The sequence below is a fragment of the Streptomyces sp. NBC_00846 genome, from assembly GCF_045207325.1.
Classification (GTDB): domain Bacteria; phylum Actinomycetota; class Actinomycetes; order Streptomycetales; family Streptomycetaceae; genus Streptomyces.
On record NZ_CP108846.1, the window covers coordinates 6,727,270 to 6,740,240 of the forward strand.

Here is a 12,971-nt window from a genome sequence, read left to right on the forward strand (position 1 = left end):
ACCGGTGCACTCTGTGCAGTAGCCCTGTTGCGGCGCTGGCCGAGATCCATCTCAAACTGTTCAGCTGAGCGAAGGGGCTCTTCCGATGGCCAGAAAGATCATCCTCGACTGCGACCCCGGGCATGACGACGCCATCGCCATGCTCCTGGCGTACGGGAACCCGGACGTGGATCTGGTCGCCGTGACCACCGTGGTCGGCAACCAGACGCTGGAGAAGGTGACGCGCAACGCGTTGTCCGTGGCGCGTATCGCCGGCATCACCGGGATCCCCTTCGCCGCGGGTTGTCCGCGGCCGCTGGTGCGGACCATCGAGACGGCGCCGGAGATCCACGGCGAGTCGGGACTCGACGGCCCGGTGCTGCCCGAGCCGACCCTGGAGCTGGACCGCCGCCACGCCGTGGACCTCATCATCGACACGGTGATGTCCCATGAGCCGGGCGAGATCACCATCGTCCCCACGGCCGGCCTGACCAACATCGCGCTCGCCGTACGCAAGGAGCCGCGCATCGCCTCCCGCGTCCGCGAGGTCGTGCTGATGGGCGGCGGATACCACGAGGGCAACTGGAGCGCCGTCGCCGAGTTCAACATCATCATCGACCCGGAGGCCGCGCACATCGTCTTCAACGAGAGCTGGCCGGTCACCATGGTGGGTCTCGACCTGACCCACCAGGCGCTCGCGACCCCGGAGGTGCGGGAGAAGATCGCCGCGGTCGGCACGAAGCCGGCCGCGTTCGTGGGCGAGCTGCTCGACTTCTTCGGTGCCACCTACCTGGAGTCGCAGGGCTTCGAGCACCCTCCGGTGCATGACCCGTGCGCGGTCGCCTACGTCATCGATCCGACCGTCATGACGGTGCGTAAGGCCCCGGTGGACATCGAGCTCACCGGCGGGTTGACCCTCGGCATGACCGTGACCGACTTCCGGGCCCCCGCCCCGCCCGACTGCCACACCCAGGTCGCCGTCAAGCTCGACCACGAGCGCTTCTGGGACCTCGTCGTGGATGCCCTGACGCGGATCGGTGACGTCGCGGAATGAACGTCTCCACCGATACCCGAGCCCTCCCGGACGGGCCGCCGCCGGTCACCGACCGGCGTCCGGTCCGGGTGGGCGTGCTGGTCGCCGCGCTCCTCATGGCGTGCTTCGCCTTCCAGCTGAACGCCAGCATGCTCAGCCCGGCCCTGAAGAACATCGAGGACAGCCTGGGCGCTACTTCGGCCGAGATCGGGCTCACCCAGACCGCGTTCTTTACCTCGGCGGCCCTGTTCTCGCTGTTCCTGCCGAGGCTGGGCGACATCATCGGCCGCCGTCGGGTGCTGGCCGCGATGATGGCGCTCATGGTCGTCGGCTGCGTGGTCGCCGCGCTGGCACAGAACGTGCCGATGCTGTTCGTCGGCCGCATCATCCAGGGCGTGTCCGGTCCCACGGTGCCGCTGTGCCTGATCATGCTGCGGGTCGAGGTCCCCGAGCCGAAGAAGTACGGCACCCTGCTGGGCGTGATCACCGCCGTCAACGGTGGCATCGCCGGGGTCGACTCCCTCGCCGGCGGGTTCCTCGCCGACAAGCACGGCTTCGCCTCGGTGTTCTGGGTGATGGCTGTGGTGGCGGCGATCGCCACGGTTCTGGTCGCCACCATGACGCCGGAGTCCAAGGCGGCCGTCGCGTCCCGGATGGACTGGCCCGGCGTCGCACTCCTGGTCGTCTCGGTCGGAGCACTGCTGATCGCGCTGAACGAGGCCGGAAAGCTCGCCGCGGCCAACTGGCCACTCGTCGCCGTCCTTGTCGTCGTCGCCGCTGCCGCCTTCGCCCTGTTCTGGCGGACCGAGGGCAGGAGCGGGCACCCGCTGGTCGCGACCCGGCACCTGCGGCAGCGCTCGACCTGGTCGCTCCTGCTGACCACGGTGCTCACCATGACCGGCGTGTTCGCCGTCATGAACGGGCTGATCCCGGCATTCGCCCAGGACGCGCACGCCGGGCTCGGCATGTCCGCCGAACAGTCCGCGTGGTGGACGCTCACGCCGTACGCGCTGGCCGGGTTGGCCATGGGGCCCATCGCCGGCCGGCTTGCCGCAGGTTTCGGCTACCGCCGCATCCTGCGTCTGGGCCTGATCGGCGCGGCCGCATCCATCGTCCTGATGATCTTCACCCTGGACGGCCAGTCGCGTGCCATGTTGCTCGTGGCCTCGCTGCTGGTCGGCATCACCTACGCGGGTGTGGGCAACATCGTGCTCAACGGCCTCGGCATCGTGCTGTCCCCGCGCGAGAACCCCGGATTCCTGCCCGGGTTGAACGCCGGCGCGTTCAACCTCGGTGCCGGGCTCAGTTTCGCGGCGCTCTACGCGGTCCAGACGGCCGTCCAGCCCGCCGACCCGGCATCAACCGACGGCTACGTCGCCAGCATGATCGCGGGCGTGGTCCTGCTGGGCCTCGCCACCGCGACGTCCTTCCTGATTCCCAAGCCGGTGGCGGCGGAAGACGGAGCCTGACGGCTGCGGCTGCCCCGGCGCGACACTGTCGACGCCGGGGCAGCGGGATCAGCTGGGAACACGTGGGCGACGAACGGCTGGACGTGTTCACGGCAGCACACCGGCGCGTCGGGGTACCCCGACGCGCCGTCTTCTTCGCGTCGTGCGCCCGGCTGATCGGACCGGGAGGACACGGGGCGACGGTTCCCGGCGTCAACAGGCGTACCTCGATTTCTCGCATCCGGCGTAAAAAGGTGGAAAAGAGGGTAACCGCCGCGGCGCGTACGGCATCCTCCCAGGCGTGATGAGCCTGACGGGGACGCCTTTCTTCCTGGCCACGATCGCGCTGGTCGTGGTTACCGTGCTGCTTCCTCTGGTGCTGTGGGGCCGGGTACGGGGCCCTGCCGTGATGCGCGGCGCGGCGCGCCTGGTGATGGTCGTCCTCGCACAGGCGGCGGCCGTGCTGAGCGTCTTCGTCGTGGTCAACAACACCAACGGCCTGTACGACAACTGGGCCGACCTGCTCGGCACCGGACACCACATCGTTGCCGCACCAGACCTCGGTCGTGACGGACTCGGGGGCCACAACTACCGGGCGAACGAGCCGAAGGCCGTCCAGAAATTCAGCCCGGCGCGCGACGCCCGGATGGGCCGGGGCGTCCGCGTCACTCAGCTGAGCGGTCGGGTGTCGGGTGTCCGCGGCGAGGTGTACGTATGGCTGCCGCCCCAGTACAGCCAACCGGCCTTCCGCCACCGGAAGTTCCCCGTGGTCGAGCTCCTCGGCGGCTTCCCCGGGTCGGCGAAGGCGTGGTTCGGCAGCCTGCGGGTGCAGTCGCAGCTGGAGGCCGGGATGCGGAGGGGGAAGATCGCCCCGTTCATCCTCGTGGAGCCGCGGACCAATCTGCTGGCGGCCCAGGACACCGGGTGCGCCAACGTGCCGGGTGTTGTGGACGCCGAGTCCTGGCTGAGTGTGGACGTTCGGCAGATGGTGACCGATACCTTCCGCGCGCAGAGCCGAGCCAGGGGCTGGGCGGTTGCCGGGTACTCCGCCGGGGCACACTGCGCCGTGAAGATGGCACTCGCCCACCCCGACCGGTACCGGGCCGCCGTGGGCCTCTCCGGCTACAACGACCCGGCAGCCGAGCGGCTCTCTCTCACGGGTGTTGACCCGCAGCTACGGCGGGCCAACAACCCGCTGTGGATCCTGCGCCACGCCACTGTCCCGCCGCCGGTCGCGCTCTACCTCTCGGGCGGGCGCAACGACGGCTACCGCGACGGCCTCGCGCTGCGGCGGGCGGCAGCGCCTCCGACGCGTGTGGTGGTGACCGAGGTGAACGGGCCGCACACCATCGGGCTGTGGAAGTACCAGGTGCCGCAGGTCTTCCGCTGGCTCACGATCCAACTGTCGCCCTACATGGGCTGGGTCGCTCACGCGAAGGGCATCTGATCGATCGCCCGGACCCCGCCTACGACATCACCGCGCCGGTAGCGCACCGGATCGGTGGTGCGCCTCAGTCGCGCGCAACATCTTGCCAGTGCACGGGACGCAGTTCCTGTGCCTCGTCCACGACGATGTGCCGGTAGCGGTAGCGGTAACGGAGCCGGCCGCCCGAGCCCGCCTGCAGGTGGATGTTGTCCAGCCCGCCGGCTTCCTCCCGCTGCTGGTCGATCGCCAGGATGCGCTGCTCGCATCCGTACTCCGTGCCCCGTGGCGGACTCGGTCGGTGCAATGTCATCCACTCCGTGGCCGCTCCCGACGGAGATCTGTTTAGATGAGGCAACGCACCATCAGTAACACCCGGTGGCGGTTGCTTTGGGGTGAGCGTGACGTAGCGTTGCCCCTTTAGTGGTGTTCGGAAGAGCACTGCAAGGCACCGTTGTGCCCTCATCAGTCGTGAGGGCACCGAGGGGTATTGGGATGAAGCTCTGCTTCCTCGTCGAAGAGCTGTATCGGCATGACGGCATGCCGCTTGACGTGGTCCGACGACTGTCGTCGTGGGGACACCAGGTGGACGTGGTGCGCCCCGGCGGCTCACTGCTGCGGATCTCGGAAGAGGTGCGGGCGGGGACCCACGACGCGTGGGTGCTCAAGACCGTGTCCGGCGGCCCCGGGCTCACCCTGCTGGAGGCCGCGGCGGCCGTGGGCCTGACCACGGTGAACGATGCGCGGTCGATCCGCGCGGTGCGCGACAAGGTCCTCACATCGGTCATCGCGCGACAGCACGGGCTACCGGTTCCGATGACCTATTCGGCACCGAGGGCCACGCTGTTCGCGGATGTTCCCGACGCGCTCTTCCCCTTGGTGGTCAAGCCCGCCGACGGCAGCTCGGGGCGCGGGGTGCGGCTCGTGCCGGACCCCGGGCGGCTGGCGGAGGCGGAGCAGGCGGGGGAGGGCCAACTCATCGCACAGCCCTACGTGTCCAACTCGGGCTCCGATTTGAAGGTCTACTGTCTCGCGGGCGAGTTCCACGCGACCTTGCGCCGCTCCCCGCTCCACCCGGACGGGCCGGTCGACGAGGGAGCCGTCCCCCTGCCCGCCGAGGTGGCCGCAGTGGCGGCAAAGGTGGGAGCGGTCTTCGGCCTCGATCTGTACGGCATCGACGTGGTGCTCGGCCCCGACGGCCCGGTGATCGTCGACATCAATGACTTCCCGAGTTTCCGTCAGGTCCCCGACGCCGTATGCCGGTTGGCCGGAGCCGTCCTCGACCTGGCGAGGACGGGCGGCGCTGCCAGGACGGGAGTGCTCGCCCCTGCTCCGCGCATTCCCGCGCAGCCGCAGATCCCCCATGGACGGCCTCATCCGCACCCCGTCCCTGGCCTCGAAGCGGACATGCTGGCAGCCGTGCCGGGAGCCGCGCAGATATGAGGGTGTGTCTACTGACCGACAAGCCGGATCATCCGCTGCTCTCCGCAGCCTCTTCCGCGCTGATCGAGGCGCAGCACCGGGTGACGTTCCTGAACCCGGACACCGGAACCGGATCCCCGTCGGAACTGTTGACCCCGGACGATCTCGCCGACGTCTACCTCCTCAAGGCTCATACCCCCCGGGCACTGGTGCTGGCCCGTTTCCTCGAAGCACATGGCGCCCGGGTGGTGAACTCCGCTGCCGCGACTGAGCTGTGCCAGGACAGGAGCCGGATCGCCGCCGTGGCGGAAGGCGCAGGCCTGCCGATGCCCCGGACAAGGACCCTGGACGCGCTGTCCGAAGCCCTCCACGGAGCGGAGCGGCCGGAGAGCGGCTATCCGCTCATGGTCAAGAGCCGCCACAGCCGGCGCGCGGACCTGGTCGCCCGCGTGGACGGTCCGGCCGAGCTCCGGGACCTTGCCGCCAAGTGGTCCGACGAGCCCGTCGTCCTGCAGGAGTTCGTCGCGAACAGTGGTTGGGACCACAAGCTGTGGGTGATCGCGGGGGAGGTGTTCGCGGGGGTGCGCCCCGCACCGGTGGGCGCCCCGCCGGACGGTGCGCAGTCCGCGCCACTGGTCCGTGACCTGCCGCAGGCCTGGACCGGGCTCGCCCTCCACACGGGAGAGGTCTTCGGCCTGGATGTCTACGGTGTCGACCTGCTGGACCGCGAGGGCGCGCCCGTCGTCGTCGACATCAACGCCTTCCCCGGCATCCGCGGGCCGAAGGGCGCCCCTGCCGCGCTGGCGGCCCTGGCACTGCGACGCCCCTGGCCCGGCCCTCCCGCCTACGAGGCCTGACAGACCCCGGCCTCCACCAGGAACTCGCTGGGGGCGCCCGACCACGACACGTGCAGCCCGTCCCGGGCGCGCGTGCACGCGACGAACAACAGGCAGCGTTCCGCCAGCAGGTCCGACTCGTGCTGGAGCCGGTCGATGTCGGCCGGGGTCACCGCACGCGGGTACGGCAGCGCACTGTCGCTCACACCGATGACCGCGACGCACCGGAACTCCAGCCCTTTGAAGGAGTGCATCGTGCCGACCTGTACGGCGTCCGCGTCCGAAGGTGCATCGCCCCGCAGGCGTGTGACAGAGACGCCCGCGGCCTTGAGCCGCTGAACTGCCTTGTCGCAGTTCTTGTTGAACCGGGCGCTGATCCCGATCTCACCCGGGGCGATCCCACTGTCGAGCCAACCACGGACGCGTGCGACGAGCGCGTCCAGCTCGGCTTCCTCCGAGTCCGCCCCGTGCGCCTCGGGCCCGTTGCCGTGCAGGGCCGAGCGGTAGCCCAGCAGGGTCTCGTTCGCCGCGTCGTCCGCAAGCTGCTCGAAGGGCCGGCCGACGAGCAGCGCGGTGGACCAGGAGAGGATCTCGTGCGTTGAACGGTAGTTCTTGCGCATCTTCGCCGATCGGCCGGCCACCTTGATCCCGACGGCCTTCAGCGACACCCTCGAGTCGTAAATACGCTGATGGGGGTCGCCCGCGATGAACAGGTCGTCGGGACGGGCCGGAGCCGCCGCACGCAACAGCCGCCACTGCGCGGGGTGCAGGTCCTGCGCCTCGTCGACGACCACATGCCGGTAACGCGGGCCATCGGCCTCCAGCAGATCCGCGGCCTCCACGCACGTGCCGAGGTAGGTGCGGAGCCCGTCGGCGCCGAGCCGATCGGTGAACTCCTCGATCGTGCGCCACACCAGCGCGCGGGCCGACGCGGGCAGCCCGCTGCCGCGTCCGCGCCGCTCGCAGTCCTCGTACTCCTTCAGGGTCCGCAGATTCTGCGCGACGACGACGTGCTTGTACTCCTGCCCGAGGAACTGCGTCGTGCCGGTGAACCCGGTGGCCTCCGCGGCCTGCGCCCACCGCGTCTCCTCCTCGCCGCCCCGGAGCGGCCGACGCGAGGTGGACACGACGCGGCCCGCGAACGCGTCGACGGTCATGATGTCCACCCGGTCCCGTAGCGTCTCGTCCTCCACCAGGGTGGCGAGCCCGGCCCGCAGGGCGCCCACCAGGGCGTTGGTGTACGTGGTCAGCAGAATGCGGTCGCCGTCACGCAGATACCCCAGCAGATGGCGCACCCGGTGCAGCGCGACGACGGTCTTGCCGGTCCCGGGACCGCCGGTGACCTGTGCGGGCCCGGAGTACGAGGCCCGGTAGGCGACCTTGTGCTGGGAGGGATGCAGAAAGACCCGCCAGGCCGCGAACGGCTTGTCGAGGATGTCGCGCAGTTCCTCGGTCCCGGTGACGAGTGCGATCCGGGTCCTGGTGCGGTGGATGGCGGTCGCGAAGTCGCCGGTGTCCACGGGCGTGGTGTCAGCGGGTGCGGCGGAGAGACTGACGGACACCACGTCCCGCCACACCTCCTCCACGGTGAAGCCCGCGGCGAGATATTCGAGGACTTCACGCTGGTCCTGCGGGAAGTACGGCGCGAAGACCTCCAGCTGTTCGAGGTCGGTGAGGGCACGGGCCTGGCACAGGGTGGTTTCGTCGATGCCGAGCGCCGTCAGGTCCCCGTCGGAAACCTTCGCGAACAGCCGCCGGTCGGGAGCGGGCGCCATGCGCTCATAGGCGGGTGTGAGCTCGTCGAGCATCGCGATGTCGCGGATCTCGACGGCCCGGGTCACCGTGTTGATGCTGGCCTTCTGCTTGACGGCCCAGTCGATCGCCTTGTCGTGCGGCATCACGCGCAGCAGTACATAGGTGTCGCCGCTGTCGGGTGCGAGGACGATACCCCGCGTCCCCTGGTCGATCCGGATGGTCCGGATGTGAGGATCACGGGCGCGCTTCAAGCTCTCCAGCTTCAGCCCGGGATCCTTGAACAGCTGGTCCAGAGTGAGGCGTTCGAACTTCTCCCACGCGTCGAAGACCCCCTGCTTGACGCTGCCCTGGAGCTTGCCGAGCTGGGCGCAGAAACCGATGTCGAACGCGAGGTGGGGCATGGGGCGGACTCTCCGGGAAAGCGGACGAAACGGCGGACGGAACGGCGGACGGAACGGTGGAGACGGGGGTCAGGTGGCCGGACCATCGAGATCGAGGCCGATCAGCGCCAGCGCCTCGCCGACCTCCTGGGTCATCTCGTCGCCGGGACCGAAGACCAGACACAGGTCGTCGTGCAACGGCCGAAGAATCCGATGGGCCTCGACCGCCTGCCCCTGGGCGAGCAGCAGCATCCCGATGTCGCGGCGCAGCTCGACGGCTTCCTCGCTGAGATCGCCGTCGACGGTCCGCACGACGTCGAGGAGGCCACGCAGCGCGGCGAGCGCGTCGGTGACCTGGCCGAGCTCGGCGCGGCAGCGCGCGGCCTGGGCGCGGCAGGCGCGTGCCGGCTCGCCGGTGGGGCCGTCGGTGCGCGCGTACGCGTCCGCCAGCGCGTCGAACTCGGGCAGAGCGGCCCGGTAGTCCCCGCCGAGCAGCTGGATCGCGGCCCGGCGGGTCCGCAGCTCCAGAACCTTCCGGCTCTCCGCGCCGAGCGCACGGCCGGCGGGCTCGATGATCTCACCGAGCACCTCGGCGGCCTGGGCGAACCGCTCCTCGTCGAGGAGCGCGTCGGAGTGCGCGTACGCCTCGTCGATCTCCGCACGCAACTGCGCGGGTACAGGAACAGGGGCGGCCTGTCCGGCAGCCGGATCGGCGGCCACGGGCGCGGACCGGCCCGCACCCGCGCGGGCGCGAGGCGCGTACGGATTGCGGAAGACCCCGGTCGGGTCCGGCGCCCCCGCCGGTCCGGCTTCGCCGGGCCCGGGCATCCGGCCGGGCGGCGGCAGGAAGGGCCGCAGCCGCTCGTACACCTCCTGCACATCGGCGGGCCGTGCCTCGGGCGCCTTGAGCAGCAGATGCAGGACGAGGTCCTCCAGCTCCTGCGGCACCTCGGGACGCAGTACCCGCAGCGGGGTGGGAGCGGCGTTGACGTGCTGGTGCATCACCATGTACTCGCTGTCCGCCGTGAACAGCAGCCGCCCGCTGAGTAGTTCGTGCAGCACACAGCCGAGCGCGTACAGGTCGGTCTGCGGAGTGGTCCGCCCGCCGCGCACCTGCTCGGGCGCCATGTACTGGTAGGTGCCGATGGGGGTGCCGGTCGCGGTCAGCTTGGTGACATCGGTCCGCAGGATCGCCGCGATCCCGAAGTCGAGGACCTTCACCGTCCCGTCGCGGGCGATCAGGACGTTGCTGGGTTTGAGGTCGCGGTGGATGACCGGTACCTCGTGCGCGTACGACAGCACGGTGGTGACCTGCGCCGCGACCGCCACCGCCCAACTGACCGGGAGCAGCCGCTCCGGGCGGATGTACGCGGACAGGGACACACCGTCCACCAGCTCCATGACCAGGAACAGCCGCTCGTACGTGTCGTCGAGCACCGCGTCGTACACCTGCGGCACGCCGGGGTGCTGGATCCGCGCGGTGATACGGGCCTCACGGCGGAATCGCTTGGCGAACTCCTCCGCCAACTGCGCGGAGCCGCCGACGGCCTGCTGCCGGATCAGCTTCACGGCGACGGGCCGGTCGAGCACGGCGTCGTAGCCGCGCCACACGTCCCCCATGCCGCCGTTGTCGAGCGGCTCCAGAAGCTCGTACCGACCCGCGATCGGCTGCTGCTGCGGCACATTGCCCCCGTGTGTGCGTGTGCTGGCCGGTGTGCACGGCTGGACCGGCTGTCGGCATGGTGGAGGGCAAGTGTCCCTGGTGGGGCGATCTTCAGTCCAGTGGCGGCGGTACGGAGGCGCGCGGGGCGCCTCTTTCCGGTCACGGCCGGTTGCTCTGCGCCCGCGATCACCACAAACCTCCATCCACCTTTAAGCTGAGCCCAGTTGTTCAAATTCGTCTCGGGGATGGACAGAGTGACCACTGCTTTAGGCACGAGCACCATTACCCTTGCTCTCGTCGCCGGATATGCCGGTTCGGGCAAGTCCGAGGCCGGCAAGCTGCTGGCGGCGGCGACTGGGTGGGCCATGCTCGACAAGGACACCATCAGCCGTCCGATGACCGAGCGGCTGCTGCAAGCGCTGGGCGGTGACCCGGACGACCGCCACAGCCCCACCTACCTGGAGCACGCCAGGCCGCTGGAGTACGCGTGCCTCATGAAGGCCGTCTGGGAGAACCTCGAGTGCGGTACGTCCGTGGTCGCCGTCGCGCCCTTCCTGGCCGAGGCTTCCGACGCACAGTGGACGTCCCGGGTGGCACGCCGTTGCGGCAGGACGGGGGCGCGCTTCGAGACGCTGTGGGTGGACAGCGACCTGGAGTCGATGCGTGACCGGCTGATCTCGCGGAATGCCTCACGCGACACGTGGAAGCTGACGCACTGGCCGGCGTACACGAGCGGCATCGACGTGGGCCTGAGACCGGTGACATCTCACCACGTGATCGACAACCGCATTGGCGCCTCACGTCCTCTGGCCGAGCAGGTCGAGACCATCGCGCAACGGCTTGTGGGGGACTCGTGAGCGCGGTCGTCCTGTACGGGCCGCCCACCGCCGGTAAGGACACGGTGACGGCAGCCCTCTGCTCCGCCGACCCACGGTTCCAGTTGGTCACCAAGCTCAAGCACGGCACGGGCCGGTCAGCCGGATACCGGTTCGTCACCGCCGAGGAACTCGACGACCTGCGCCGCCGAGACAGAATCGTCGTGGAGACCCCCCGCTACGGCAACATCTACGCCGTCGACCACCTCTCCCTCACCCAGCCGCAAGAGCAGGGGCTGGTTCCGGTCACGCACATCGGCAACGTCACCGACATGCGCACCATGCTGAACCGGACTCGGGCGACCTCATGGCTGCGCGTCCTCCTCTGGGTGCCGAGGAACGTGTGCAAGGAACGGTCCGGCGAGCGGGGAGACACCGACACGCCGAAGCGGCTCGCCGCTTGGGACGAGACAGCACAGGACGTACTCGGCTCTGATGTACGTGATCTGTTCGATGTGGTGGTACGCACGGACCGTACAGATCCGGCGACGGCGGCCAAGCAGATCGCTCATGCGCTCGTCGAGTCACCGGACGTTGTCAGTAGGAAAGACCTGCTCGCGGCTCTTGGACTTGATCCGGGCGGACACGGCTCCCGCCAGAGCGCGAGTGCATGCCGGGGTTGAGTACGTTGGCGCACACGCATAGCAACATCAACGGCCACAAGCAGCAGGGGGATGCCGGTGGGAGTGGTCCGGACACTCGAGGACCTGGCAAGAATTGGTCGCCAGCGCACGGTCAGCGACCGCAGTGTGCATCTGCGCCAGGACGAGGTCACCGCCGACCTTCTGCTTGACACCGTCTCTGCCGACCGCGTCTCGCTCGACCGTGTCAGTATCGACGGGGCGCTGACCGTGCGGTCCTGCCATATCGACGAACTGGTCGTCGACCACGTGGAAGCGGACGCGCTCCTGGTGGTCAATTCCCGGATCGGCCGCCTGACGATCCGTAACGCATCGATGGGCTGCGAGATCACGATTATCGACACCTCGCTGGACTTCCTCGCCCTGCACTCATGCGCCACCGCCCGGCTGGAGCGCCTTCGGGTGGAGGAGCTCGTACAGATCAACGCCCTGCGTGGGTCGGTCCAGATCAGTAACACGCGCGTGTCCTCGCTTGTGGTTCGCAGCCAGGCCACAGGTGGCCGCCGAGGACGGCCGAGCTTGGTGGTCCGGGGGCTGCGCGCCCGTGAGGACATCACGTTCGATGACCTCTGGCTTTCCACACTCGATCTCGACGAGGTCGAGACACCCGAACTCACCCTGCAGCGCGTGCGACTGGATGAACCGTTGCGAGCGAACGGGCTGCGGTGCAGCGAGACGGTGCGAGTGAACGGACTGGTAATTCCTTCCGGGGACAGCACGATCAGCAACAGCAGAGTCCGAGGGCCCGTGGAGGTACGCAACCTCGGTCTGTCCGAGAGCGCGCGCAGCGAGCAGAACGCCCCGACCGCCCGTCTCGCCTTTCACAACACTGATGTGATGTCCTTGAGTTCGGAGTCTCAGGATTCCTCGGTGATCAGCCTGCACGGCTCCTCGGTGACGGGCACACTCGGTATTCCGTCCGGCAGCTCCCGATACAGCCTCGACGAATCCTCCAGCGTCGGTGACATGGAGCTCGCCGGCCAGGTCTTCCGTAACGGCCGCCAGATCACCTTGTTTCTGGAGCGTTCCTTCACCGAAGTGACCGCCGTGGCGCTGGAGTCCGTACGGTCGGCGCTGGTCAGAAGGAACCGGAACAGGGAGGTCGACGAGCTCTACTACCTGGCGCGGCAACGCGAGGCGACCGCTCTGCCGCCTCTGCGGCGGGCCATCGGGTGGGGCATCCTCGGCGGCATCCTCGGCTGGGGAGTGCGTGCGCGGAACCCGGCGCGTGTACTGGCGGTGGGGGTTTTCCTGACGGGTGTCGTGCTCCATCTGGCGGGCGCGGTGCGCGAACCGAGCCGGGGGCTGTTGGATGTGACCGTTGCGGGAAAGTCCTTCGTTCTCGCCCTCGCGCTGTGGCTGAATGTCGGTACCGGCGTGCCATCGGAGCTCAAGTCGGCCGGATGGTCTGCACTGGCGGTTTCGTTCACGGCCGCGGGAATGCTGTTCACCACACTCATCGTAGGCATCGTCATCCGCAAGTTGGTGCGCTGAGCGTCTGTTGGCGACAGGCTGG

General features: G+C 69.2%; 11 protein-coding genes. 8 read left to right on the forward strand and 3 right to left on the reverse strand.

Annotated elements, in window-relative coordinates:
• The first annotated feature begins 85 nt into the window (after positions 1-85).
• The 3 genes from OG936_RS30900 to OG936_RS30910 all read left to right on the forward strand — a co-directional run bounded on the left by OG936_RS30900 (position 86) and on the right by OG936_RS30910 (position 3,907).
• Positions 86-1,033 carry a nucleoside hydrolase gene (locus OG936_RS30900; RefSeq protein ID WP_266750137.1) on the forward strand — a complete coding sequence of 316 codons (948 nt, stop codon included), beginning with the start codon at positions 86-88 and terminating at the stop codon, positions 1,031-1,033.
• Positions 1,030-2,481: an MFS transporter gene (locus OG936_RS30905; protein ID WP_406499170.1), complete on the forward strand. Its 1,452-nt coding sequence runs from the start codon at positions 1,030-1,032 to the stop codon at positions 2,479-2,481. The genes OG936_RS30900 and OG936_RS30905 overlap by 4 nt, the downstream gene beginning before the upstream one ends.
• Before the next feature lie 283 nt (positions 2,482-2,764).
• The gene (locus OG936_RS30910; RefSeq protein WP_371666048.1) at positions 2,765-3,907 is read left to right on the forward strand and encodes an alpha/beta hydrolase; all 1,143 of its coding nucleotides are present in this window, start codon (positions 2,765-2,767) and stop codon (positions 3,905-3,907) included.
• Positions 3,908-3,971: 64 nt separating this feature from the next.
• Here OG936_RS30910 and OG936_RS30915 read toward each other — a convergent pair whose 3' ends face one another.
• Positions 3,972-4,196, reverse strand: coding sequence for a hypothetical protein (locus tag OG936_RS30915; protein WP_406499172.1), 225 nt, complete (start codon positions 4,194-4,196; stop codon positions 3,972-3,974).
• A gap of 182 nt (positions 4,197-4,378) precedes the next feature.
• Between OG936_RS30915 and OG936_RS30920 the strand changes: the two genes are divergently transcribed.
• A complete protein-coding gene (locus tag OG936_RS30920) occupies positions 4,379-5,326 on the forward strand; it encodes a RimK family alpha-L-glutamate ligase (RefSeq protein WP_406499173.1) in 948 nt (315 codons plus the stop codon).
• Entirely contained in the window at positions 5,323-6,162 is an 840-nt protein-coding gene (locus OG936_RS30925) for a RimK family alpha-L-glutamate ligase (protein WP_406499175.1), read from the forward strand. The genes OG936_RS30920 and OG936_RS30925 overlap by 4 nt, the downstream gene beginning before the upstream one ends.
• On the opposite strand, the gene OG936_RS30930 is transcribed toward OG936_RS30925, so the two are convergent.
• Both OG936_RS30930 and OG936_RS30935 read right to left on the reverse strand, forming a co-directional pair.
• Positions 6,150-8,297, reverse strand: a complete 2,148-nt coding sequence (locus OG936_RS30930; protein WP_406499177.1) for a UvrD-helicase domain-containing protein — start codon at positions 8,295-8,297, stop codon at positions 6,150-6,152. The genes OG936_RS30925 and OG936_RS30930 overlap by 13 nt on opposite strands.
• A 69-nt stretch (positions 8,298-8,366) precedes the next feature.
• Positions 8,367-9,959, reverse strand: a complete 1,593-nt coding sequence (locus tag OG936_RS30935; RefSeq protein ID WP_406499179.1) for a serine/threonine-protein kinase — start codon at positions 9,957-9,959, stop codon at positions 8,367-8,369.
• Between the two features lie 225 nt (positions 9,960-10,184).
• Between OG936_RS30935 and OG936_RS30940 the strand changes: the two genes are divergently transcribed.
• The 3 genes from OG936_RS30940 (at position 10,185) to OG936_RS30950 (ending at position 12,949) form a co-directional block, all read left to right on the forward strand.
• Positions 10,185-10,796 (forward strand): AAA family ATPase, encoded by a 612-nt coding sequence (locus tag OG936_RS30940; RefSeq protein WP_406500676.1) that lies wholly within the window; start codon positions 10,185-10,187, stop codon positions 10,794-10,796.
• Complete coding sequence (locus tag OG936_RS30945; protein ID WP_406499180.1) at positions 10,793-11,437, forward strand: guanylate kinase; 645 nt, start codon at positions 10,793-10,795, stop codon at positions 11,435-11,437. Before OG936_RS30940 ends, OG936_RS30945 begins: the two co-directional genes overlap by 4 nt.
• Before the next feature lie 63 nt (positions 11,438-11,500).
• Positions 11,501-12,949, forward strand: a complete 1,449-nt coding sequence (locus tag OG936_RS30950; RefSeq protein ID WP_406499182.1) for a hypothetical protein — start codon at positions 11,501-11,503, stop codon at positions 12,947-12,949.
• The last annotated feature ends 22 nt before the right edge of the window (positions 12,950-12,971 follow it).